We start from the raw sequence: 23,689 nt of genomic DNA on the forward strand, positions 1-23,689 counted from the left end.
ACATGAAAAAGGGTGCTGCCCGTCCGACTCCCCAGTCGTACGGGCAGCACCCTTCACCTGCCGTCCGTCGTCGCTCCCCCGTCCCCACGGGGTTCGACAGGCCGATGTCCCGGTCCGGGCCGCTCTCCCGGACCCGGGGCGCCGCTCAGCGCCCCAGCATCACGCCAACGGACGACGCCTGTGCCACCACCTGGTCGAATCCTCCGAAGAGGAAGAGCAGGAGGGCGGCCAGGGGGAGGACCATGGCCGCGGCCACCAGAGGATGGCGCCTACCGGACTCATGGCTGTTGAACGCGAATGCCTTGCGTCCCTGCCGTGCGATGTCCGCCATGATCCTCTCCCTGTCGATTCGGCAGCGGCGGGCTTCGACCTCGGGGGACGAGAGCACTTGCCCGCCGCTTGATCTCAACACTAGGCGCGCGGGGGTCCCGTGGCCTCATGCCCTCGTACCCTTTGGCGGGCCTCCAGGAGGATGACGGGCCGTGCCCGGTGTACTCCCCTGGGTGGAGACCGTCCCCCGCAAGTGGGGGACTTCCCGGAGGGGATGACCGGAGCGTAGTGACTTCGCTCACTTCCGTCACTCCCTGCACACGGGTGTCCGCCCATCAGGCGTCGACAAGATCGACTCGGTGCGGGGGTGGCGCGGGTGTGCTCCGATGGGGCGGTATGCACCCGGACGGCCGGTCCGCAACCCCAATCCCCTTTGTCCACAAGCCGTTTGGCGACGCGCCGGACCGGGCGGGCGGGTCGCGGCGGACTCCCTGAGGATCCCTCAAGTGTGTTGTGCCGTACTGACGATCGAATCTCCCGGCGAGGGCGCGGCCTCTGAGCACGCATGCCGGATGGTCCGTAAGCTGTGCCACGTCAACAGGACGACCGGCCAGCGGGGTGGACATGGCGATGATGCGGCTCCGGCGCGAGGACCCGCGTGTCGTCGGCTCGTTCAGGCTGCACCGACGGCTCGGCGCCGGCGGCATGGGTGTGGTCTACCTGGGATCGGACCGGCGGGGGCAGCGCGTCGCGCTCAAGGTGATCCGGCCCGATCTGGCCGAGGACCAGGAGTTCCGTTCGCGGTTCGCCCGCGAGGTGTCCGCCGCCCGGCGGATCCGCGGCGGCTGCACGGCACGGCTGGTGGCGGCGGACCTGGAGGCCGAGCGGCCCTGGTTCGCCACGCAGTACGTCCCCGGGCCCTCGCTGCACGACAAGGTGGCCGAGGAAGGCCCCCTCACGGCCTCGCAGATCGCGGCGATCGGCGCCGCCCTGTCCGAGGGCCTGGTCGCCGTGCACGAGGCGGGGGTCGTCCACCGCGACCTCAAGCCGTCGAACATCCTGCTCTCCCCCAAGGGTCCGCGGATCATCGACTTCGGGATCGCGTGGGCCACCGGGGCGAGCACCCTCACCCACGTGGGCACGGCCGTCGGCTCCCCCGGCTTCCTCGCGCCCGAGCAGGTGCGCGGAGCCGCCGTCACCCCCGCCACCGACGTCTTCGCCCTCGGCGCCACCCTGGCCTACGCGGCGACCGCCGACTCCCCCTTCGGGCACGGCAGTTCCGAGGTCATGCTGTACCGCGTGGTGCACGAGGAACCCCACCTCCACGGGGTCCCGGACGCGCTCGCGCCCCTCGTACGGGCCTGTCTGGCCAAGGATCCCGAGGACCGGCCCAGCACGCTCCAGCTGTCGATGCGGCTCAAGGAGATCGCGGCCCGGGAGGCCCAGGGGCTCTCCGAGACCCGGCCGCCGGCCCAGCGCGCCCGGACCGACCGGACCGACCGGCCGACGGGACTGCTCCCCGAGCCCGCCGAACCGTTCGCCGACCAGCGCGCGGAACGTCGTACGGGGGGCGGCACCATGCCCCGGGGCAAGGGCGGGGTCCCGAGCGGACCGCACTCACGGCCCTCGTCCTCCCGCCACCCGCGGGGCTCGGGCGGCCCGTCCTCGCGGCCGACCTCGGGGCGCACGGGGGGCCGCCCGGCGCCCCGGACCACCGGGACGGGGCGGCGCCCTTCGCGGCCGGACCCGCGGCTGATGCGGCAGCGGCTGATCGTGTTCGTCGTGGTGACGCTGATCGTCGCGCTGGGCATCGCCGCCGCCCAGAAGCTCTAGCGGCGCCTGCCCAGGCCGGCTAGTGCTCTGACCGGAAAGGTTCACCGCCTCACGACGCCCGGCACGGCACCTCGCCGCGTTGTCGCGCCACGCAAGTACGTCCAGTACAAGGCGTGGCCCTCCGCCTTGCGATGCACCGCACCGGACGCCGCGAGCCGGCAAACCTTTCCGGCCAGAGCACTAGGAGCGGCCGCCGGCCACCGCGTAGAAGGCGACGGCGGCCGCGGCGCCCACGTTCAGCGAGTCCACGCCGTGCGCCATGGGGATCCGTACCCACTCGTCGGCCGCGACCAGCGCCTGCGTGGACAGGCCGTCGCCCTCCGCGCCGAGCATCAGCGCGACCCGCTCCAGGGAGTGCGGGGCGGCCACGTCGATGGGCGAGGCCTTCTGGTGCGGGGTGAGGGCGAGCAGCTTGAAACCGGCCTCGCGCACCGAGTCCAGGCCCTTGGGCCAGGTGTCGAGACGGGCGTAGGGGACCGAGAACACCGCGCCCATGGAGACCTTCACCGAGCGGCGGTAGAGCGGGTCCGCGCAGTCCGGAGACAGCAGCACCGCGTCCATGCCGAGGGCGGCGGCGCTGCGGAAGATGGCACCGATGTTGGTGTGGTCATTGACCGCTTCCATGATGACCACGCGCCGGGTCGTGGCCAGCAGCTCGTCGGCCGTCGGCAGCGGCTTGCGCTGCATGGAGGCGAGGGCGCCGCGGTGCACGTGGTAGCCGGTGACGCGTTCGGCGAGCTCCGGGGTCACGGCGTAGACCGGGGCCGGGAGCTCGTCGATCACGTCGCGCATGACGTCGACCCACTTGGAGGAGAGCAGCATCGACCGCATCTCGTACCCGGCGTCCTTGGCACGTCTGATGACCTTCTCGCCCTCGGCGATGAAGAGGCCTTCCGCGGGCTCGCGCCGGCGCCGGAGTTCGACGTCGGTCAGGCCCGTGTAGTCGCGCAGGCGGGGGTCGTCGGGGTCTTCGACGGTGATGAGATCAGCCACAGGGTGATACTGCCTTGTCCTGGGTGCGGTGCCAACGGCCTGTCAGGCGTTGGTGGCGGGAAGCGGGTCACCGGGAGCGTTGACCCGGACGACGTCGCCGATCACGATGACGGCCGGCGGACGGACCTCCTCCGCGCGGACCCGCTCGCCGACGGTGGCCAGGGTGGCGTCCACCCGCCGCTGGGCGGCGGTGGTGCCCTCCTGGACGACCGCGACCGGGGTCTGCGGAGAACGGCCGTGGCGCACCAGCGCCTCGGCGATCAGGCCGATCTTGTCGACGCCCATGAGGATCACGAGCGTGCCGGTGAGCTTGGCGAGGGAGGCCCAGTCCACGAGCGAGCGCGGGTCGTCGGGGCCGACGTGGCCGCTGACCACCGTGAACTCGTGGGCGACGCCCCGGTGGGTGACCGGGATGCCGACGGCGCTCGGGACCGAGATGGAGCTGGAGATGCCCGGCACGACCGTGCAGGGGATGCCGTGCTCGGCGAGGGCCTGGAGCTCCTCCATGCCGCGGCCGAAGACGTACGGGTCTCCGCCCTTGAGGCGCACCACGGCCTTGCCGGCCTTGGCGTGCTCGATCAGGGCGTTGTTGATGGCCTCCTGGGCCATGTAGCGGCCGTACGGGATCTTCGCCGCGTCGATGACCTCGACGTGCGGGGGGAGCTCGTCGAGGAGGTCGCGGGGGCCGAGCCGGTCGGCGATGACCACGTCGGCCTCGGCGAGGAGGCGGCGGCCGCGCACGGTGATGAGGTCGGGGTCGCCGGGGCCGCCGCCGACGAGGGCGACGCCGGGGGTGTGCGGGCGGGCGGCGGTCAGGGAACCGTCGCGCAGGCCTTCCACGACGGCGTCGCGGACCGCGGCGGAGCGGCGGGGGTCGTTGCCGCTCAGGACGGCGACGGTGACGCCCTCGACGCGGCCGGTGGCCGGGGTCCAGGCGGTGGCGGCGTCGGCGTCGTCGGCGCGGACGCACCAGACGCGCTCGCGCTCGGCCTCGGCGGAGGCGGCGTCGTTCGCGGCGCGGTCGCGGGTCGCGACGAGGGCGTACCAGGCACCGGCGAGGTCGCCGTCCTCGTAGCGGCGGCGCTCCCAGCGGATCTCGCCGGTCTCGGCCATGGCGTCCACGGAGGGGGTGGCGGAGGGGGAGATCAGGAGGACGTCGGCGCCGGCCGCGACGAGCGCGGGGAGGCGGCGCTGGGCGACCTGGCCGCCGCCGATGACGACGACGCGGCGGCCGGCGAGGCGGAGGCCTACGGGGTACGCGGGGTGTTCGGCCATGGCGGTGCGGCTCCTGATGCGGCGGTGGTTCTGTCTTGCCGCTGCGGCTTTGGAGCGGCGGGGGTGTGTGCGGTGCGGTGCGGTGCGCGTGTGCTGACGTGCGGGTTCTTGCTGCGGGTCCACCATACGGCCCGGCCGGGGCGGGGGCGCGGGGCGGGCCCTGCGGGCGGCTCGTCCCCCACCCCGCCCCTTCCCGAAACCGGGCTCCGCCCGGATCCGGTCCTCAAACGCCGTACGGGCTGGATGCCGGCTGCTGCCGGTCGTCGGGCGCGGCCGGACGCCCAAACCCAGCCCCGCCGGCGTTCGAGGCGCCGCCGGAGGCGAGCCGAGCCCCGCCGGGGATGGAGGCGCGGGGTTCGGGGCGGCACCGGGAGGCGGGGCGCGGGGCTACTTCTCGGTGACGCCCGCCGAGTCGAAGGTGGCCACCTCGTGCATCGCGCGGGCCGCGCTCTGGACCAGCGGGAGGGCCAGCAGGGCGCCCGTGCCCTCGCCGAGGCGGAGGTCCAGGTCGACCAGCGGGCGCAGGCCCAGCTTGTTGAGGGCCGCGACATGGCCCGGCTCCGCGCTGCGGTGGCCCGCGATGCACGCGGACAGGGCCTCGGGGGCGATGGCGCGGGCCACCAGGGCGGCGGCTCCGGCGCTGACGCCGTCCAGGATCACCGGGGTGCGCAGGGACGCGCCGCCGAGGAGGAGGCCCACGATCGCCGCGTGCTCCAGGCCGCCGATCGCCGCGAGGACGCCGATCGGGTCCGCCGGGTCCGGCTGGTGGAGCTCCAGGGCACGGCGTACGACCTCGACCTTGCGGGCGTGGGTCTCGTCGTTGATGCCCGTGCCGCGGCCGGTGACCTCGGCCGGGTCGACCCCGGTGAAGACCGAGATCAGGGCCGCGGAGACGGTGGTGTTGGCGATGCCCATCTCGCCGGTGAGGAGGGCCTTGTTGCCGGCCGCGACCAGGTCGCGGGCGGTTTCGATGCCGACCTCGATGGCCGCGACGGCTTCCTCGCGGGTCATCGCCGGGCCGGTGGACAGGTCCGCCGTGCCCGGGCGGACCTTGCGGGGAAGGAGGCCCGGGGTGGCCGGGAGGTCGCCTGCGACGCCCACGTCGATCACGCAGACCTCGGCGCCGACCTGGTTGGCGAAGGCGTTGCAGACCGCGCCGCCGCCCAGGAAGTTCGCCACCATCTGGGTGGTGACCTCCTGCGGCCACGGCGTGACCCCCTGGGCGTGGACCCCGTGGTCGCCCGCGAAGATCGCGACGGCCGCGGGCTCGGGGATCGGCGGCGGGCAGACCCGGGAAAGGCCCGCGAGCTGCGCGGAGATGATCTCCAGCATGCCGAGCGCCCCTGCGGGCTTCGTCATGCGCTTCTGCCGCTCCCACGCCTCGCCGAGCGCCTTCGCGTCGAGCGGGCGGATGCCGGCGACCGTCTCGGAGAGCAGGTCGTGCGGCTCCTCGCCGGGCAGCGCGCGGCGTCCGTACGTCTCCTCGTGGACGACCCAGGAGAGCGGGCGGCGCTTCGACCAACCGGCCTGCGCGAGCTCGGGCTCTTCGGGGAACTCGTCGACGTAGCCGACGCACAGGTACGCCACGACCTCCAGGTGCTCCGGCAGGCCGAGCGCGCGGACCATCTCGCGCTCGTCGAAGAAGCTGACCCAACCGACGCCGAGGCCCTCGGCGCGCGCGGCGAGCCAGAGGTTCTCGACGGCGAGGGCCGAGGAGTACGGGGCCATCTGCGGCTGGGTGTGCCGGCCGAGGGTGTGGCGGCCGCCGCGGGTGGGGTCGGCGGTGACGACGATGTTCACCGGGGTGTCGAGGATCGCCTCGATCTTGAGTTCCTTGAACTGCTTCGCCCGGGCCTTGGGCAGCGAGTTCGCGTAGGCCTCGCGCTGGCGCTGGGCGAGCTCGTGCATCGTCCGGCGGGTCTCGGCGGAACGGATGACGACGAAGTCCCAGGGCTGGGAGTGGCCGACGCTGGGCGCGGTGTGGGCCGCCTCCAGCACGCGGAGCAGCACCTCGTGCGGGATCGGGTCGGTACGGAAGCCCTTGCGGATGTCGCGGCGCTCGCGCATCACGCGCAGGACGGCCTCGCGTTCGGCGTCGTCGTACGCCGGAGCGGGCTCGCCTGCGGCGGGCTCGGCGGGGTCGACGGCCTCGGGCTCGGCGGCCTCGGCGGCGGGTCCTGCGGCGTCGACTGCGGCGGGCTCTGCGGCGTCGGCTGCGGCGGGCTCGGTGGGCTGGGCTGCGGGGTCGGCCGCCTCGGGCTCCGTGGGGGCGGCCGCGGCGGGAGTCGCCGGGTCGAGCACCTCGGGCTCGGCGGCCTCGGCCTGCGGGCCGGCGGCTGCGAGCGGCTCCGCCGGAGCGGCTGCGGCCGGGGCGACCGCGACGGGCTGCGGCGCGTCGGCGGTGAGCGGCGCGGCCGGATCGGCCGCGACCGGCTCGGCCGCCTCGGGCTGCGGGGCGACGGCTTCGGCCTGTACGGGCGCCTCGGGCTGCGGGGCTTCGGCTGCGACGGGCTCGGCCGGGACGGGCTGCGGGGCGTCGGCCTCGGCTGCGGCGAGCGGCTCGGGCTGCGGCGCGGCGTCGGGCGCGACCGGCTCGGCGGCCGCTTCGACGGGCTCGGGGGCCGCGACGGGCTCGGGCGCCTCGACGGGGGCTTGGACGGCCTCGGGCGCGACGGGCTCCGCCGGGAGCGGTTCCACGGGAACGGCGGCCGGGGGCGGGACCTCTGCGGGGGCCTGCGCGACGGGCGTTCCGGGGACCGCGGGCAGCGGCTGGAGGAGCTCGGTCGGCACCGGCACGGCGGCCGGGATGGCCTCGGCAGGGGCGACCTCGGCCACCGCGGGCGCGTCGGGCTGGGCCGGGGTCTGCGCGGGGACGGGATGCGGCTCGGGCTCGACCGGCAGGGCCGCAGCTTCGGCCGGGAGTTCCACGGCCACCGGGGGCACCGGGAACGGCACCGGCTCGGCCGGGGCCACGGGGGCCGCCTGCGCGGGGTCCTGCGCGAAGACGGGCTGCTGTTCGGGGGCCTGGGCGGCTTCGGCCATCGGCTGCGGCTGCTCGGCGAGCGGCGCTTCCGTGGTCCACGGGGCGCCGGCCTGCGGCGGGATCTCGGCCGTCTGGGGGGCCGCGGCCGCCGGGAGGTCGAGGTATTCGGGGCCCAAGGTCGGCGGGCCGGGCTGGTGCAGGGGCGCGGGCGCCGCGGCCGGGCCGCGGTCGGCGAGGGAGCGTACGACCCCGCCGGTGGCCTCGGGCACGGGCGGACCCATGTGCAGCGGGCGGCGGACCGGGGCCGGGGCGGCCGGCGGGGGCACGTTCAGTCCGCCGAGGTCGAGGGCGCCGGAGTCACGGCCGCCCGCCTCGTGCACGCCTGCGCCGTAGGAGGGGTACTCGGGGTAGGCGGCCGGCTCGGCGAACACCGGGGCCTCGGAGTACTGCTGGTCGGTGCCGTAGGCCGGGAACTCGGGGGCCTGCGGGACGACCTGGGGGTCGCTCCACGCACCCTGGCCGCTCGGCATCAGGAGCAGTTCCTCGTCCTCCGGCTCCGCCGGGTCGTCCACGAGGTCGTGGAAGGCGTAGCCGGCGGGAATCGGTGCCGGGATCTGGACCGGAGCGGGGATGCCCTGCTGATCCACCATGCCCGCGTTGTCCGGGTGACCCGCTCCCGGGACCTGGCCGGTGTCAGTCATGCGTACCCCTCGCCCATCGGTTGTGCCTCTTCGATCGCCCGGCGTCCACGTGACGAACGAACGGTCCGCGCGACAACCAGTAAGCATTGTCGCGCCCGTTAGCCCTCGTGGCGGCCATAACCGCCGCGGTCCTCTGTGGACTGCGCCACGTCGCCGCACGGGCTGCGCCGTGATGCCCGAATCGTCCTGGGCGGTACGACGATCGGCCAGCCTACCCCGGCCTCCGGGTCAGCGGTTCACCGGGCGCCGGCCTGCCAGCAGGAACACCACGGAACGGTCCTGTTCGGCCCAGGTCCGGGTGTCCAGGCCGACGGACTGGAGCAGCGCGCACTCGACCGCGTACCCGTGTTCGGCGAGTACCCGGCCGATGGCCTCCGCCTCGTCGCGGGTGGACGCGTGGCTGACGATCCGTTCGGGACGCCGGTCGGCGACGGCCTCGACGACCGCGGCGCCGCCCCCTCCGACGCGGACGACGTCCGGCTCGGGCAGGTCCTCCAGCACGTGGGGCGCCCGGCCGGGGACGACCTGGACCTGTACGCCGCGCTTGCGGGCGGCGGCAGTTACGCCTTCGCAGGCGTCCGGGTCGGCGTCGACGGCGATGACGGCAGCGCCGAAGGCGGCGGCGTCCACGGCCACGCCGCCGGTGCCGGCGCCGATGTCCCAGACGAGGTCGCCGGGGCGGGGGCCGAGTCGGGCCAGTTGGGCGGCCCGCAGTTGTGCGGACTGCCCCTCCCCCGCTTCGACCTGCGGCCCGGCCCAGCCGCGTTCGGCGGCCGGGGCGGGGCGCTGCCCGAGCAGCCAGCCCGGTTCGGTTTCGAGGGCCTGGCCGGCGCCGCCGATGACGATGACGACGTTCGGGTCGCGCCAGTTGTGGTCGGCGGCCCGGTCGGAGGTGAGGACGCTCACCTGTTCGCGGTCGGTGCCGAGCTCCTCGCAGACGACGAAGGTGCGGTGGACCCCTTCGAGGAGCAGCGCCAGTTCGACGGGTCCGGCGCCGGGCGAGGTGAGGACGGCGACCTTGGGGTGGGCTCGGCAGACGTTGACGGCGCGGCGCAGGGTGCGGCGGTTCGCGACGACGACCTGCGCGTCGTCCCAGGGCATGCCGGCGCGGGCGAAGGCGGCGGCGACGGAGGAGACGGCCGGTACGACTTCCACTTCGAGGCCGTGCTCGGGCGCGCGCAGGGTGCGTACGACGCCGAAGAAGCCGGGGTCTCCGTCGGCGAGGACGACGGCGGTGCCGCGGTGGCCGGCGATGCGGCGGGCGGCGATGCCGAGGCTGCCGAGGCGGACGCGTTCCGCGGTGGGCGGGACTTCGGGGAGTGCGAGGTGGTGGGCGGCGCCCGCCACCAGCGTGGCGGCGGAGAGCGCGGACCGGGCGGCCGCGGTCAGGGGGGAACCGTCCCAGCCGATCACCGTGACCCGGTCGGACATCGTCGTCAGTCTCCTGGTGTGGGGGCAGGCGAATTCGTCTTGGTCGCGGTGGGACCGGGGCCGGGCCGCACGGCGAGACTACCCGGTCGGCCGGTCAGCTCCAGTCGGCGCCGACGGCGTAGCCGTTCGCGCCCGCCCGCTGCCCGAAGGAGTAGGTGTCCTCGTATCCGTAGGCGGTTTCGTAGTCGTCGCCCTCGTCGAGGTCCTCGGGGAGGAGGCTCCAGACGATGAGGTCGGTGCGGGTGTCGGCCCAGGTGCCGTCGGGGTTCTGGGTGCGGACTATCCACGCGTTGCGCAGTACGCCCTCGCTGATGCAGCCGATCTTCTGGGCGACCTGCTGGGAGGCGGTGTTGTCGGCCGCGGTGCGCAGTTCGAGGCGTTCGAAGCCCTGGTCGCGGAAGAGCCACTGGGCGACGGCGAGTACGGATTCGCTGGCGTAGCCCTCGCCGCGGGCCCAGGGGGCGGTGACGTATCCGACCTCGGTGGCGCGGGTGCGCCAGTTCGTGTTCTGGAGGTGGACGATGCCGACGAGGCGCTGGGTGAGGAACTCGGTGACGGCGAAGACGATGCCGCGCCCCCCGGTGCGTTCGGCGTGGGACTGCCGGGTGGCCCAGGCGTGCGCGTCCGCGGGGGTGTAGGGGTGCGGCGCGGTGGTCCAGGCGGTGACGTTCTCGTCGTTCATCATCTCGGTGAGCGCGGTGACGTCGTCTTCCTCGAAGGGGCGCAGCACCAGCCGGTCCGTGCTGATGGTGACGTCCGGGAAGGTGGTAGTCATGCGCAGCTCCATCGCCTTTGCTGGACCGTTTGCGTGGGTGGTAGGCCACAGCATGCAGCATGGGTCGCGTGAAGCGCATGGCCGGGTTGCCCGGAAGCGGGCAGAAGTCGGCCCCGCACGCCCACTTGGGGGTGCGGGGCCGGATCGCAGCCGGGCGATCGGGACTTCGGGTCGGGATCGGGGTCAGGACTTCGGGGCGCCGAAGGCCGGGATGACCGAGCCCTGGTACTTCTCCTCGATGAACTTCTTGACCTCGTCGGTGTTCAGGAGCTTGGCGAGCTTCTGGATGCGCGGGTCGTCCTGCTTGCCGTCCTTGACCGCGAGGAAGTTGGCGTAGGGGTTGCCCTCGGCCTTCTCCAGGACCAGCGCGTCCTTGGCGGGCGACAGCTTGGCCTCGATGGCGTAGTTGCCATTGATGACGGCGGCGTCCACGTCGTTCAGGGCGCGCGGGACCGTGGCGGCCTCCAGCTCCTTGAACTCCAGACCCTTCTTGTCTGTGATGTCGGACAGCTTGGCGCCGGTGCCGACACCCTCCTTGAGGGTGATGAGGTTGTTCGCGGCGAGCAGCTGGAGGGCGCGGCCCTCGTTGGTGGTGTCGTTGGGGACGGCGATGGTCTGGCCGGCCTTGATGTCGGTGAGGGCCTTGACCTTCTTGGAGTAGAGGCCGAGGGGCTCCAGGTGCACGTTCACGACGGGCACGATGTGCGTGCCGTTCTTCTTGTTGAAGTCGTCGAGGTACGGCTTGTGCTGGAAGAAGTTGCCGTCGACCTGGCCCTGCTCGGTGGCGGTGTTCGGCAGGACGTAGTCCGTGAACTCCTTGACCTCCAGCTTGAGGCCTTCCTTGGCGGCGAGCTTGTCCTTGACGAAGTTCAGGATGTCGGCGTGCGGGCTCGGGGAGGCCGCGATGACGAGGGGCTTGCTCTCGTCGGTCTTGCCCCCGTCGGCCTTGGCGGTGGACGGGTCGGAGGAGGTGCCGCAGGCGGTGAGGCCGAGCGCGAGCGCGGAGGCGGTGGCGGCGAGGGCGGTGAGCTTGACGTTCTTACGCACGAAGAGTGCCTTTCTGACATTTGTTCGGTGATGTGGCCCAAGCACGACAAGTGCGGGCTCTTGGGGGGGGAAGTCTGTTTTTCAGGCCGTCCGGCCGCGGCGGGCCAGGAGGCGGACCACTCCGTCGCCGATCAGCTGGATCACGGTGACGAGGACGATCAGCACGACGACGGTGGCGACCATGAAGCCGGTCTCGAAGCGCTGGAAGCCGTAGGTGATGGCCTTGGAGCCGAGCCCTTCGCCGCCGACGGCGCCGGCCATCGCCGAGTAGCCGACCAGCGTGATGACGGTGGTGGTGACTCCGGCGACCAGGGAGGGCAGGGCCTGGGGCAGGAGCACCTTGCCGACCAGGGTGGGGATGCCGCCGCCCATGGACTCGACGGCCTCGATCAGGCCGTGGTCCACCTCGCGGACGGCGGTCTCGACGAGCCGGGCGAAGAAGGGGATCGCGCCGATGGCGAGCGGGACGATCATGGCGGTGGGGCCGATGAAGGTGCCGACGACCGCGGTGGTGACCGGGATCAGGAAGATCAGCAGGATGATGAACGGGAGCGAGCGGCCCATGTTCACGATCACGCCGAGGACCTTGTTGAGCGGCCGGTTCCGCAGGAGGCCGCCCTTGTCCGTGAGGACGAGCAGGATGCCGATGGGCAGTCCGCCGAGGACCGTCACCAGCGTGGACCACAGCACCATGTAGAGGGTGTCGTAGGTGCCCTGGGTGAGCAGGGGCTGCATCTCGGACCAGGTCACTTGGCACCATCCTCGACCAGTGCGGCGAGTTCGTCGTTCAGGGCGTCGGCGGCTGCGGCGCCGTCGACGAGCTCGACCTGGAGGCCCTGCTCGCGCAGGAAGCCGACCGGGACGACGTTCTCCTCGTAGCGGCCGGGGAGCTCGATGCGCATCCGGCCGATCTGCCTGCCCCCGACGGTGTCCATCGCGGCGCCGAGGATCGAGATGTCGACGTTGTACGTCCGCGCGAGCTGGGAGATGACCGGCTGGGTGGCGGCGTCGCCGTGGAAGGTGACGTCGACGACGGTGCGGTCGGGTCCGGTCGCGGATCCGGTGACGGGGAAGAGTTCGGCGGCGAGCTCGGAGCCGGGCGTGGCGAGGAGCTCGGACACGGTGCCGGATTCGACGATCCGGCCCCGCTTCATCAGGGCGGCCGAGTCGCAGACGGACTTGACCACGTCCATCTCGTGCGTGATGAGCAGGACGGTGAGGCCGAGCTGCCGGTTGAGGTCGCGCAGGAGCTGGAGGACGGAGCGGGTGGTCTCCGGGTCCAGGGCGCTGGTGGCCTCGTCGGAGAGCAGCACCTTCGGGTCGCCGGCCAGGGCGCGGGCGATGCCGACGCGCTGCTTCTGGCCGCCGGAGAGCTGGGACGGGTAGGACTTGGCCTTGTCGGCGAGGCCGACCAGGTCGAGGAGTTCGAGGGCCTTGCGGGCGCGGTCGCGGCCGGAGACGCCGAGGATCTCCAGGGGCAGTTCGACGTTGGCCTGGACCGTGCGCGAGGACAGCAGGTTGAAGTGCTGGAAGACCATGCCGATGCGGCTGCGGGCGCGGCGCAGTTCCTTGCCGGCGCGGCGGCCGCGGCCGGCGAGCGCGGTGAGGTCGACGCCGTCGACGTTCACGGTGCCGCTGGTGGGGCGTTCCAGCAGGTTCACGCAGCGGATCAGGGAGGACTTGCCGGCGCCGCTCTGGCCGATGACTCCGTAGACCTCGCCCTCGCGGACGTGCAGGTCGACGCCGTCCAGGGCGGTGACCTCGCGGTCACGGGATGGGTAGACCTTCGTGAGGCCCGATGTGGTGATCACAGGAATTCCGTCGCTGTCGAGTGCACGGCGCGTGCGGGTGCCGTGTACGGGGCAAACATCTGGGGACGCGATACGGGCTGAAACCGGGATGAATCGGCGGTCTCGACGCGTGCGCGGGGCAGGAGCGGTCCGGGATGCGCGGACGGGCTCGGCCGGTCTCGCTTCGGGGCGCGAGGCTTGCGGAGGGGGCCCTCAGAAGGCGCACATTCGACACATACAACGAGCACCGGGCGTCATCGTCGCCTCGGTCGCAAGGGTGCGGCTGCTCGTCGTGGTCATGGGCCCCAGTAAAGCAGACATGTCGCTTCACCGATCAACGACGTCCGAATAGCGGACGGATTCCGATCGTATTCCGGACATCGCCGGTCGAGTCCAGCCATGCGTCCCGATGGGCAGGATCCCCTCGCCCACCTGCACGGACACGGCGGACGGGTCCCGTACGACCATGTCCGCGTCGAGTGCGGCGGCGGTGCGCGTTGTGGTCAAGGCCACGGTTCGCATGCCGGCCGCACGCCCGCCGCACGTCGTCGTCGAACAGCGGTGCTTCGGCGTGCCGCTTCACGTCCACCGGCGAAGTCCGGGAAGAGGGGCGCGCGCATCGGGTCTTTCGGCCCGTAATACCCTCGCTGCATGCTCGACGCCCTGACGGTCGCCATCGGCGTGGCCGCACTCGCCCTCGCCGCCTGGTGCGGTCACGCCGCTTGGCGGGACACTCCGACCAAGGACTGGCACTTCATCGGCATGGCCGTGGTGACCCTGCTGGTCCTGGCCCAGCTGGTCATAGGTCTGGTGCAGCTGGCGCGGGGCGAGAAACCCGACGAGGGCAACGTGATCTTCGTGGCCTACCTGATCGGCGCCTTCGCCGCGGTACCGGCCGCCGGGATGCTGTCGCTCACCGAGCGGACCAAGTGGGGTTCGGTGACGGTGGCCGCGGGCGCCTTCGTCCTCGCCGTCCTCGAAGTACGGCTCTATGACATCTGGGGGACCCCCGGTGCCTGACACCACGACGACCACCAGCGCACCGGAGTCGCGGAAGCGGCTGGTCTCCGGCCCGGGAACGCTGCTCGTGTGGCTGTACGGGGTGATGGTGGTGGGCGCGCTCTCGCGTTCGGCCTACCAGATCTCGACCCAGTTCGACCGGGCGCCGCTCGCGATCTCGTTGTCCGCGGTGGCCGCGCTCGTCTACGCGTTCATCACGTACTCGCTGGTGCGCGGCGGGGAAGCGGCCCGCCGGGCGGCGCTGGTGTGCTGCGCCGCCGAGCTGACCGGCGTACTGGTCGTGGGCACGTGGACCGTGCTCCGCCCGGAGGCGTTCCCCGAGCCGACCGTGTGGTCGTACTTCGGGATGGGTTACCTGTTCATCCCGGTGATCCTTCCGATCACCGGGATGCTGTGGCTCCGCCGGAAGCGCTGAACGGGGCCGGTCCGGGGCGGTCCGTGCCGGGACCCCGGACCGTCACGCGCGCCGTGCGGTCCGGTAGCGCCCGGCCGATCGCCCGACGAGGGCCTACGCGCTGACCGCGAAGTCGGTCGGGTCCTTGGCTTCCTTCTCCAGGATCACCAGCCGCACGCCGTCCGAGGCGGTGCGGCCGCCGACCTGGGTGTAGCCCGCCTTGCGGTAGAGCCTCAGGTTGGACTCGCTCTTGTGGCCGGTGTGCAGGCGGAAGCGGGTGGTGGCGCCGGCGCCCGAGAGGGCCTCCTCCACGGCGCGCAGCAGCCGGCCGCCGAGGCCGTGGCCCTGCAGGCGGGGGTGGACGCAGAGCTTCGCGATCCTGCCGGTGCCGTCCTCGTCGACGGTGCCGCGGACCGTGCCGACCACCTCGTCGCCGAGACGGGCCACCAGGACGGTGTCCGTCGCCAGCTCCCCCTTGAGGGAGTCCAGGGACTGGGTGAGCGGCTGGATGAGGTAGTTGCCGTACAGCTCGGCCTCGCTCTGGAAGGCCAGGTACTGCAGTTTGAAGATCTGCTCGGCATCCTCGGCAGCCGCCGCCGAAATGGTCACGCTCATGCCCATGTGCGCATGCCTCCCGCTCACCTGGTAGCCCGATGGTCTACCGCTCCTTTCCCCACAGGCCAGGAGCCGCAACCTCTGCAGCCAGCATTCTGCGCAGACATCCCAGGCAACGGGAACGCACGGGCCCTAAACTTCCTTGTGAGATACCCAACTCTCCTGCGATTTCACGGTAGGTGAGGTCTCTGGGCGAAAGAAGTGCCTTCATCAGCTCGGGACAGCGTCCGGGCAATCGGGCGACGGCCGACCGCAGGACCCGGTTCTCCTCCCCGTGCAGGAGGGCGTCCTCCGGTCCGGAGGCGGCGGGTGAACCCCGAGGGCGGTCATAGGGGATCTCGCGCCGGGCGCGCCGCCGGGCGCTGCGGGCCTCCGCTCGCACCGCGCGCCGGAGCCAGCGGGCCGGCTCGGCGGGTTCGGGGGTGCGTCCCCCCTGCTCCAGCAGCCTGACCCAGACGGCTTGTTCCAGGTCGGCCGCGTCCACTCCGGTGCCCGGCGCCTCCGCGGCCGCTTCGGCGGAGAGCAGCGGGCCCAGTTCGTTCAGCAGGTCCATGCCGGGCGGGACGAGTGGGCCGGGCCCGGTGGTTTCCCCACCGTGCCCGGCCCACTCGTACGGGAAGCTCCGCTCAGCGGTTGACGGGGCGTCGGCCCGGCCGGAAGGCCTCCGCGGCGAGCACCCCGGTGTCCGGATTGTCGGTGAAGATTCCGTCGATGCCCTGTTCGAAGTACGTCTTGAAGGCGCCGAAGGCGTCCCCGTACGCGGTGGGGTCGGTGCCCTTGCGGTACTCGGCGGGCAGGAAGTTGTTCTCGTTGCGCGCGGTATAGGGGTGCAGCACGAGTCCCTGGGCGTGCGCGTCCGCGACCAGCGTGGTCGGGGCGCCGAGCCTGCCGTCCGCGCCGCGCGGGAGGATCAGGTCCATGGTGGGGCCGATGCCCTGGGCGAAGCCGGCGATCCACTTCAGGCCCTCGGGCTTGACCAGGTCCGTGACCGTACGGGGGTCCTTGGCCTGTTCGAAGTCCCAGGGGCGGGTGCCCGCGGCGGAGAGCAGCACCACGCGGGGCGCGGAGACCAGCCGGGAGAGCCGCTGGATGCTGGAGGGCTCGAAGGACTGGAGGAAGACGGGCGCGCCCCGGCCGTCGCGCCCGTAGCGGCGCAGCAGCTTGGCGAGGGGCTCTTCCAGGCCGAGGCCCAGTCCGCGGAAGTAGGTGGGGTGCTTGGTCTCGACGTGCAACCAGACCCGCTTGCCGCGCCTCTTGCCCTCGCGGTCCGCCCAGCGCAGCACTTCCTCGAAGGTGGGCACGGCCCACTGGCCGTCGTAGAGGGTGTTGCGCTGGCGCAGGGCGGGGATGCGCTCCTTCGCGCGCAGGGTCCGCAGCTCGGCCAGGGTGAAGTCCTCGGTGAACCAGCCCGTCACGGAGACGCCGTCGACGGACTTGGTGGTGCGCCGCGAGGTGAACTCGGGGTGGTCGGCGACGTCGGTGGTCCCGCCGATCTCGTTCTCGTGACGACAGACCAGGTGGCCGTCGCGGGTGGGCACCAGGTCCTGCTCGATGACGTCGGCGCCGAGGTCCAGGGCGAGCTGGTACGAGCCGAGGGTGTGCTCGGGCCGGTAGCCGCTGGCCCCGCGGTGCCCGATGACCGTCGGGTGGGGGAGGTCGTCCCCGCGGCCCGATCCGCTCTCGGACGCCGAGGCGGATCCCGCCGAGAGTCCGGAGATGCCCGTCCCGGCCGCCAGTACGGCCGCCCCCAGGACCGTGCGCCGCGCTGCCCCGCCCTGCGTCATGAGTGTCACTCCCCGCTCGTGAAAAGGCCCTGAATGGCGTGCCGATGGTAGGCGGGCGGAGGTGTCGGGAGGGCCGGCGCGCGGGGAACATGGCGGAAACGTGCGTCAACACTGCGTATCCGATGCGTGAACCCGATGTGCGATCAGCGTCGGGCCGCGAGTATCGTCCTCACCTGCGCTACCGCCGTAGGGTGGGGTTTGCGCGATCCGCTTTTCGATGCCGGAGGGCCCACGTTGTTCCGTACGCGCCTCATCAAAGCCACTGTCGGACCGGTCATGCGCCTGATGTTCCGCACCCGTGTGGAGGGCATCGAGAACATTCCGGGCTCCGGACCGGTGATTCTGGCGGGCAACCACCTCACCTTCATCGACTCGATGATCCTGCCGCTGGTGTGCGACCGCACGGTCCACTTCATCGGCAAGGACGAGTACGTCACGGGCAAGGGGCTCAAGGGCCGGCTCATGGCCTGGTTCTTCACCGGCGCCGGCATGATCCCCGTCGACCGTGACGGGGCCAACGGCGGCGTCGCGGCCCTGATGACCGGCCGCCGCATCCTGGAGGAGGGCCGGATCTTCGGCATCTACCCCGAGGGCACCCGCTCCCCCGACGGCCGGCTCTACCGCGGCCGCACCGGCATCGCCCGCCTGACGCTGATGACCGGCGCCCCCGTGGTCCCGTTCGCGATGATCGGCACCGACAAGCTCCAGCCCGGCGGCGCCGGCATGCCGCGCCCGGGCCGGGTCACCGTCCGGTTCGGCGAGCCGATGGAGTTCTCCCGCTACGAGGGCATGGACCGCGACCGGTACGTGCTGCGCGCCGTCACCGACTCGGTCATGGCCGAGGTCATGCGGCTCTCGGGCCAGGAGTACGTGGACATGTACGCCACCAAGGCGAAGGCGGCCTGAGCCACCGGCTCACTGTCGCTGGAGTGACCGGCTGACGCCCGCCAACGTGGTCGTGGCGAGGACCCAGCCGGTCACGATCAGCAGGTACGACAGCCACTGGTACCAGCCGGCGGGCGCGAAGGCCTGTTCCTGGCCGAAACCGATGATCGGCAGCATCAGGTCGATCGTGTAGAAGACCGGATTGAATTCCGGCGCCTCCCCCGCCTTCAGCTCCCTCGGCGGGTGGATCCCGTACGCGAGCGATCCGATCAGCAGCAGCGCCAGCAGCCAGCCCGCCGCGCGCAGCGGCCGGAAGCCGTAGCCGACGGTGGCGTCCTGGAGCAGCCCCCAGAACCGGGCGGGCCGGGGCAAGGTGCGTCGGTGCCTGCGCAGCTTGGCGAGCTGCACGGTCCGGGCGGCCGCTTCGTCGCCCGCCGTCCGGTAGGCCGCGGCGAGCTGCTCGTAGGCGTACGGGAGGTAGCCGGACTCCTCGCGCTCCAGGGCGGGCAGTCGCTCCTCGGCGGGCAGGTGGGGGGCGAGGGTGCGGTAGGTCAGGCCGTCGATGCGGATCTGCTCTGGCCAGGTCCCGGGCGGCATGTGCAGCAGGTCGAACTGGGAGCGGCGCAGGCTCACCACTCCCTGGATCGTGTCGCAGGAACTCAGCCACACCTCCCCGACGACGCAGCTGGAGGCGCGCAGGGCGACCCCGTCGGGGTTGATGAAGGCGGCGTGGCCGAGGTAGAGCTGGCCCGGTATACGGGAGCCCGTGAGGTTGAACAGACCCTGGACCTCCAGTCTGTGGCCCCGCAGGTCGGTGCCGACGGCCAGGTTCTCCGCGTGCAGCGCGATGCCGCCGGGGGCCAGCAGACGGGAATCGTTGAGGTTGACCTGTCCGGCGACCGTGGTGCCGTTCATCCTGGTCTGGCCGTGGACCGTGAGGTCCATGGCGATGATGTCGGTACCGATGTCGGCGTGGTTGACCTCGAGCGCGGGTTCCGCCTCTTCGCCGGCGTCGGGGCCGTCGGGGTTTCCGATGACTGCCTTCCGGAGGAAGAGGCCGCCGGCTATCCGGGCGCCCGCGAGGCGGACGGGTCCGGTGATCCGGCAGCAGGACAGCCGCAGCGCGACGTCGACGCGGACGCCGGCGCCGGTCAGCCCCGGCAGCGTCGAGTCGTTCAGGGTGAGGGAACGCAGCTGGGCCGCGTAGATGTTGGGTCTGCGCTCGAACCAGCAGGCGCGCAGCCGGATCGCGTGCTCGACGACGGCGTAGTTGAGGTCGAGTTTGCCGGTGATCCTGGCGCCCCGGACGTGGAGTCCGGGGACCTGGCCGGCGGCGCTGGGCCGGCTCAGCACGAGGGCGGTGAGCACCTCGGCGCGTACGGTCCGCTCGGGGCCCCAGGTCTCGCCCGTGGCTCCGGTCTCGTCGGGGTCCTCGCGGAAATCGACGCGCTCGCCGCGCGGGAAGGCGTCCCACACGCGGCGTTCGGCCGGGGTCAGATCGTTGATCTCCATCGCGGGGATGGTGTCCCGGGGTTCGACGAACTGTCAACTCCCGACGGGACACCACCCTTTGGCCCCGTGCGTCAGTGCTCGACGCCTTCCTGGAGCTCCTGGCCCCTCAGCAGGAACCAGGCGGCGACGGCGGTGGCCAGCAGGACGGCCGCGCCCACGCCCGAGGCGAACCGCAGGCCGTCCACGAAGGCCACCTGGGCGGCCTCGACCATCGGTCCGGCGGTGGCCGGGTCCAGGCCCTTGGCCACCTCGACGGCCCCGCCGAGGGACTCGTGGGCCGCGTCGGCCACCGGGCCCGCGACGGACTCCGGGGCGGTGAAGCCCTGGTAGACGCCGGTGACGACGGAGCCGAGCAGGGCGATGCCGAGGGCTGCGCCGAGTTCGTACGCCGTCTCGGAGACGGCGGAGGCCGAACCGGCCTGCTCCTTGGGGACGCTGGAGAGGATCACGTCGGCGGTCACGGTGAAGGAGAAGCCGGCGCCGAGACCGACGACGAGCAGGGCCGCGCCGAGCAGCGGGTAGCCGGTCTCCTTGTGGAGCAGCGTCAGCGCGCCGAGGGCCAGGCCGATGGCGGCGAGGCCGCCCGTCACGACGACGCGTACCGAGTACTTGCGGGCGTAGCGGCCCGCGACGAGGCCGGTGACCACCGCGCCGATGGCGGCGGGCAGTTCGGAGAGGCCGGCTTCCAGCGGGTCCCGGCCCTGGACGAGCTGGAGGAACTGCGAGAGGAAGAAGACGAGCCCGGAGAGGCCGAAGACGGTGAGCAGGTCGGCGAGGACCGCGCCGGAGAAGCCGCGGTGCCGGAAGAGCCGCATGTCGAGCAGCGGCGACGGCAGGGTGAACTGGCGCCGGACGAAGCCGTACAGGGCGGCCGCGCCGAGCACCGCGGTGGCCGCGACCTCCCAGGTCACGCCGTGGGTGGCGACTTCCTTGACGGCGTAGACGACACCGATGACACCGACCAGGGAGAGGCCGACGCTGACGAGGTCCCAGGGACCGGCGACCGGGTTCTTGGATTCGGGGAGCAGCTTGATTCCGACGACGACCAGCACGATCATCACGGGCAGGTTGATGAGGAAGACCGAGCCCCAGTAGAAGTGCTGGAGCAGGGCTCCGCCGACGACCGGTCCGACGGCGGCGCCGGCGGAGGCGGTCGCGCCCCAGATGCCGATGGCGAGGCTGCGTTCCTTGGGGTCGTGGAAGATGTTGCGGATCAGCGCGAGGGTGGACGGCATCAGGGTCGCGCCGGCCACGCCGAGCAGGGCGCGCGCGACGATCATCATCTCGGGGCTGGTCGCGTAGGCGTTCAGGACCGAGAGGGCGCCGAAGGCGGTGGCGCCGACGAGGAGCAGCTTCTTGCGGCCGATCCGGTCGCCGAGGCTGCCCATCGACACCAGGAGTCCGGCGATGACGAAGGAGTAGATGTCGCCGATCCACAGCAGCTGGGTGCCGGACGGCCTCAGGTCCTCGGAGAGCGAGGGGGTGGCGAGGCCGAGCACGGTGGCGTCCACCGCGACCAGCAGCACGGCCAGCACGAGCACCGAGAGCGCCAGCCAGCGCCCCCGGCCCCCGCTCTGCACCCCCGTCTCCTCGACAAGGCTCGACTGCTTGGTACCGCTCATCACTCCACGCTCCGTTTGACGCCACCGAGCAGCAGCTCGATGATCATGTACTGAAAGTCCTTGGCCGCGACCCGGCCGTCCATGACGGCCCAGGCGCCGGTGCCGATGAGCCCGTAGAGGGCCTCGGTGAGCCAGGCGGGGCTCAGGTCGATGCGGATGTCGCCCTCTTCCTGGCCGCGCCGGAAGAGCGCGCAGACCCGGGCGTCGAGCCGCTCCCAGCCCTCGTTGACCTGGTCGCCCTCGAACAGCTGGTTCTCGGTGACGAGGAAGGCCAGCAGCTCGGCGTTGGGCTCCGATTCCGCGACGAGCCTGCGCAGCGCGTCGATCGCGCTGCCGTCGTCGAGGCGGGCGTTGTCGAACGCCACCTCGAACTCCCGGATGCCGAGTTCTTCGAGGGCCCGTACGAGGGCGTCGCGCCCGGCGAAGTGCCGGTGGAGGGTCGCGCGCCCGATTCCGGCGGCGCGGGCGACCTCGTCCATCGTGGCGGTCGATTTCCGGGAGAGCAGGGCCGCCGCGTCGCGGAGCACCTGGTCACGATCCATGGCCATGAGACAAGCGTACCCCAAATGAGACGCCAATGTCTCATTCCGAGGAAAAATCGGGCTGCCGCAGGGCCGCCGGAACGGAAGGATGCCGAAATGAAGCCGTTGAAGCCCCTCCTGCTGATCGATGTCGACGGGCCGCTGAACCCGTACGCCGCCAAGCCGCAGCGTCGGCCCGAGGGCTACACCACCCACCGGATGCGCCCCACGGGCTGGACGGGGGCCGAGAGCGCCAAGCCGCTGCGGGTCTGGCTCAACCACGCCCACGGGGCGGAGTTGCTCGCGCTCGCCGACTCGTACGAGCTCGTGTGGGCCACGACGTGGAAGGACGAGGCGAACGACTGGATAGGGCCGCACCTGGGCCTGCCGAGGCTCCCCTTCATCGACTGGCCGGTGATGCACGGCCGGGCGCCGCGCGGCACGTTCTGGAAGACGCAGTACGTCCTGGAGTACGCGGGCGCCCGCCCGTTCGCCTGGATCGACGACGACATCACGACCATGGACCACGAGTACGTCGACCAGCACCATCCGGCGCGGGCCCTGCTCATGCGGATCGACGAGCGGATCGGCCTGACCCGCCCCGACTTCGACGCGCTGGCGGACTGGGCGGACGGCCGCTGACCGGCAGCCGTCCGGGCGCGCGGAAACGCCGGAGGGGCGGCGGAGCCACCGGGCTCCGCCGCCCCTCCGGGCACGCGTGCTGCTACTGCTTGTGGGCCGCCCAGGCGTGCTGGATGACCAGGTCCGCCTTCAGCTCGGTGAGCTGGAGGGCGACGGCGGACGGGGCTGTGCCGCCGCGGCCGTTGCGGGAGGCGAGGGCGCCGGGGACGTTGAGGACGGAGCGGACCTCGGGGGTCAGGTGCTCCGAGATCTTCGCGAACTGCTCGTCCGTGAGCTCGTCCAGCTCGATGCCGAGCCCCTCGCACTCCTTGACGCACTCGCCGGCCACCTCGTGGGCGACCCGGAACGGGACGCCCTGCTTGACCAGCCACTCGGCGATGTCGGTGGCGAGCGAGAAGCCCGCCGGAGCCAGCTCCTCCATCCGCTCCCGGTTGACGGTGAGGGTGGCCATCATGCCGGTGAAGGCCGGGAGCAGGACCTCAAGGGTGTCGCAGGAGTCGAAGACCGGCTCCTTGTCCTCCTGGAGGTCGCGGTTGTAGGCCAGGGGCAGCGCCTTGAGGGTCGCGAGGAGACCCGTCAGGTTGCCGATGAGCCGGCCCGACTTGCCGCGCGCCAGCTCGGCGATGTCCGGGTTCTTCTTCTGCGGCATGATCGACGACCCGGTGGAGAAGGCGTCGTGCAGCGTCACGAAGGAGAACTCCTTCGTGTTCCAGATGATGATCTCCTCCGCGATCCGGGAGAGGTTGATCCCGATCATCGCGGTGACGAAGGCGAACTCGGCGACGAAGTCGCGCGAGGCCGTGCCGTCGATGGAGTTGCCGACCGAGCCCCGCTCGAAGCCCAGGTCCGCGGCGACCGCCTCCGGGTCCAGGCCGAGGGATGAGCCGGCCAGGGCGCCCGAGCCGTACGGGGAGACCGCTGTCCGGGTGTCCCACTGGCGCAGCCGCTCCGCGTCCCGGGACAGGGACTGCACGTGGGCGAGCACGTGGTGGGCGAAGAGCACCGGCTGCGCGTGCTGGAGGTGGGTGCGGCCCGGCATCGCCACGTCCGCGTGGGTCTCGGCGAGGCCGACCAGCGCGTCTTGGAGGTCGGCGATCAGGCCGCCGATGATCCGGGCGTGGTCGCGCAGGTACATCCGGAAGAGGGTGGCGACCTGGTCGTTCCGGGACCGGCCGGCCCGCAGCTTGCCGCCGAGGTCGGGGCCGAGCCGCTCCAGCAGGCCGCGCTCCAGGGCGGTGTGCACGTCCTCGTCGGCGATGGTGCCGGTGAAGGAGCCGTCGGCGACATCGGCTTCCAGCCGGTCCAGCCCGGCGATCATGCGGTCGAGTTCGTCGGCGGTGAGCAGCCCCGCCTTGTGGAGCACGCGGGCGTGGGCGCGGGATCCGGCGATGTCGTAGGGGGCGAGGCGCCAGTCGAAGTGGACCGACGCGGACAGCTTCGCGAGGGCCTCGGCGGGGCCGTCGGCGAACCGGCCGCCCCAGAGCCGGACGTCACCGTTGTTGCTGCTCACAGCTGCTGCTCCTCAAGACTGCATGGGTTTGACTGCTGGTAAGGCTTCGGACGTGAAACCGCCTCCCCGCCGCGGAGGTAACGGGG

The 23,689-nt window shown here is 72.3% G+C and carries 21 protein-coding genes and 1 pseudogene; 5 read left to right on the forward strand and 17 right to left on the reverse strand.

Going from position 1 to position 23,689, the window contains the following annotated elements; translation table 11 throughout:
• Window positions 1-145: 145 nt before the first annotated feature.
• Window positions 146-331, reverse strand: a complete 186-nt coding sequence (locus tag ACFYYJ_RS20690; RefSeq protein WP_385129416.1) for a hypothetical protein — start codon at window positions 329-331, stop codon at window positions 146-148.
• A gap of 563 nt (window positions 332-894) precedes the next feature.
• On the opposite strand from ACFYYJ_RS20690, the gene ACFYYJ_RS20695 reads away from it, so the two are divergent.
• On the forward strand, window positions 895-2,103 hold the full coding sequence (locus tag ACFYYJ_RS20695) for a protein kinase (RefSeq protein WP_389134285.1): 1,209 nt from the start codon (window positions 895-897) through the stop codon (window positions 2,101-2,103).
• Window positions 2,104-2,283: 180 nt separating this feature from the next.
• On the opposite strand, the gene ACFYYJ_RS20700 is transcribed toward ACFYYJ_RS20695, so the two are convergent.
• From ACFYYJ_RS20700 to ACFYYJ_RS20740, 9 genes and pseudogenes are all read right to left on the reverse strand, one after another.
• Complete coding sequence (locus tag ACFYYJ_RS20700) at window positions 2,284-3,096, reverse strand: TrmH family RNA methyltransferase (RefSeq protein WP_384756297.1); 813 nt, start codon at window positions 3,094-3,096, stop codon at window positions 2,284-2,286.
• A gap of 42 nt (window positions 3,097-3,138) precedes the next feature.
• Window positions 3,139-4,371, reverse strand: a complete 1,233-nt coding sequence (gene cobA / locus ACFYYJ_RS20705) for a uroporphyrinogen-III C-methyltransferase (protein ID WP_385129419.1) — start codon at window positions 4,369-4,371, stop codon at window positions 3,139-3,141.
• 387 nt (window positions 4,372-4,758) lie between these two features.
• Window positions 4,759-8,055 (reverse strand): nicotinate-nucleotide--dimethylbenzimidazole phosphoribosyltransferase, encoded by a 3,297-nt coding sequence (gene cobT / locus ACFYYJ_RS20710; protein ID WP_389134289.1) that lies wholly within the window; start codon window positions 8,053-8,055, stop codon window positions 4,759-4,761.
• Between the two features lie 228 nt (window positions 8,056-8,283).
• Window positions 8,284-9,486 (reverse strand): precorrin-6y C5,15-methyltransferase (decarboxylating) subunit CbiE, encoded by a 1,203-nt coding sequence (cbiE, locus tag ACFYYJ_RS20715; protein ID WP_385365874.1) that lies wholly within the window; start codon window positions 9,484-9,486, stop codon window positions 8,284-8,286.
• 94 nt (window positions 9,487-9,580) lie between these two features.
• Window positions 9,581-10,261: a GNAT family N-acetyltransferase gene (locus tag ACFYYJ_RS20720; protein ID WP_385365875.1), complete on the reverse strand. Its 681-nt coding sequence runs from the start codon at window positions 10,259-10,261 to the stop codon at window positions 9,581-9,583.
• Between the two features lie 183 nt (window positions 10,262-10,444).
• Window positions 10,445-11,308, reverse strand: coding sequence for a MetQ/NlpA family ABC transporter substrate-binding protein (locus tag ACFYYJ_RS20725; protein WP_389134293.1), 864 nt, complete (start codon window positions 11,306-11,308; stop codon window positions 10,445-10,447).
• An 81-nt stretch (window positions 11,309-11,389) separates the two neighbouring features.
• On the reverse strand, window positions 11,390-12,058 hold the full coding sequence (locus ACFYYJ_RS20730) for a methionine ABC transporter permease (RefSeq protein ID WP_385129428.1): 669 nt from the start codon (window positions 12,056-12,058) through the stop codon (window positions 11,390-11,392).
• Window positions 12,055-13,119, reverse strand: coding sequence for a methionine ABC transporter ATP-binding protein (locus tag ACFYYJ_RS20735; protein ID WP_389134296.1), 1,065 nt, complete (start codon window positions 13,117-13,119; stop codon window positions 12,055-12,057). The genes ACFYYJ_RS20730 and ACFYYJ_RS20735 overlap by 4 nt, the downstream gene beginning before the upstream one ends.
• Before the next feature lie 387 nt (window positions 13,120-13,506).
• Window positions 13,507-13,635: pseudogene (locus tag ACFYYJ_RS20740) on the reverse strand (HAD family hydrolase); the annotation flags it as partial.
• 114 nt (window positions 13,636-13,749) lie between these two features.
• On the opposite strand from ACFYYJ_RS20740, the gene ACFYYJ_RS20745 reads away from it, so the two are divergent.
• Together ACFYYJ_RS20745 and ACFYYJ_RS20750 are read left to right on the forward strand one after the other, a co-directional pair.
• Entirely contained in the window at window positions 13,750-14,118 is a 369-nt protein-coding gene (locus ACFYYJ_RS20745; RefSeq protein ID WP_384587812.1) for a hypothetical protein, read from the forward strand.
• Window positions 14,090-14,533 carry a hypothetical protein gene (locus tag ACFYYJ_RS20750; RefSeq protein WP_389134299.1) on the forward strand — a complete coding sequence of 148 codons (444 nt, stop codon included), beginning with the start codon at window positions 14,090-14,092 and terminating at the stop codon, window positions 14,531-14,533. Before ACFYYJ_RS20745 ends, ACFYYJ_RS20750 begins: the two co-directional genes overlap by 29 nt.
• A 93-nt stretch (window positions 14,534-14,626) precedes the next feature.
• Here the strand turns inward: ACFYYJ_RS20750 and ACFYYJ_RS20755 are convergent, their stop codons facing one another.
• From ACFYYJ_RS20755 to ACFYYJ_RS20765, 3 genes are all read right to left on the reverse strand, one after another.
• On the reverse strand, window positions 14,627-15,133 hold the full coding sequence (locus ACFYYJ_RS20755) for a GNAT family N-acetyltransferase (RefSeq protein ID WP_385129436.1): 507 nt from the start codon (window positions 15,131-15,133) through the stop codon (window positions 14,627-14,629).
• A 37-nt stretch (window positions 15,134-15,170) separates the two neighbouring features.
• A complete protein-coding gene (locus ACFYYJ_RS20760; RefSeq protein ID WP_385129440.1) occupies window positions 15,171-15,680 on the reverse strand; it encodes an RNA polymerase sigma factor in 510 nt (169 codons plus the stop codon).
• 73 nt (window positions 15,681-15,753) lie between these two features.
• Window positions 15,754-16,911, reverse strand: coding sequence for a glycerophosphodiester phosphodiesterase (locus tag ACFYYJ_RS20765; RefSeq protein WP_389134303.1), 1,158 nt, complete (start codon window positions 16,909-16,911; stop codon window positions 15,754-15,756).
• A gap of 276 nt (window positions 16,912-17,187) precedes the next feature.
• Between ACFYYJ_RS20765 and ACFYYJ_RS20770 the strand changes: the two genes are divergently transcribed.
• Window positions 17,188-17,817: a lysophospholipid acyltransferase family protein gene (locus ACFYYJ_RS20770; protein ID WP_385128835.1), complete on the forward strand. Its 630-nt coding sequence runs from the start codon at window positions 17,188-17,190 to the stop codon at window positions 17,815-17,817.
• 9 nt (window positions 17,818-17,826) lie between these two features.
• Here the strand turns inward: ACFYYJ_RS20770 and ACFYYJ_RS20775 are convergent, their stop codons facing one another.
• From ACFYYJ_RS20775 to ACFYYJ_RS20785, 3 genes are all read right to left on the reverse strand, one after another.
• On the reverse strand, window positions 17,827-19,308 hold the full coding sequence (locus tag ACFYYJ_RS20775) for a membrane-associated oxidoreductase (RefSeq protein ID WP_389134306.1): 1,482 nt from the start codon (window positions 19,306-19,308) through the stop codon (window positions 17,827-17,829).
• Between the two features lie 71 nt (window positions 19,309-19,379).
• Window positions 19,380-20,930, reverse strand: a complete 1,551-nt coding sequence (locus ACFYYJ_RS20780) for an MFS transporter (RefSeq protein ID WP_389134308.1) — start codon at window positions 20,928-20,930, stop codon at window positions 19,380-19,382.
• Window positions 20,930-21,478, reverse strand: a complete 549-nt coding sequence (locus tag ACFYYJ_RS20785) for a TetR/AcrR family transcriptional regulator (RefSeq protein ID WP_385128832.1) — start codon at window positions 21,476-21,478, stop codon at window positions 20,930-20,932. The genes ACFYYJ_RS20780 and ACFYYJ_RS20785 overlap by 1 nt, the downstream gene beginning before the upstream one ends.
• Window positions 21,479-21,577: 99 nt before the next feature.
• Here ACFYYJ_RS20785 and ACFYYJ_RS20790 point away from each other — a divergent pair, with 99 nt between their 5' ends.
• Window positions 21,578-22,093: an HAD domain-containing protein gene (locus ACFYYJ_RS20790; protein WP_389134431.1), complete on the forward strand. Its 516-nt coding sequence runs from the start codon at window positions 21,578-21,580 to the stop codon at window positions 22,091-22,093.
• 82 nt (window positions 22,094-22,175) lie between these two features.
• Here the strand turns inward: ACFYYJ_RS20790 and argH are convergent, their stop codons facing one another.
• Complete coding sequence (argH, locus tag ACFYYJ_RS20795) at window positions 22,176-23,603, reverse strand: argininosuccinate lyase (protein WP_385128831.1); 1,428 nt, start codon at window positions 23,601-23,603, stop codon at window positions 22,176-22,178.
• Window positions 23,604-23,689: the final 86 nt, after the last annotated feature.

Source organism: Streptomyces sp. NPDC002467 (assembly GCF_042889825.1).
GTDB lineage: Bacteria > Actinomycetota > Actinomycetes > Streptomycetales > Streptomycetaceae > Streptomyces.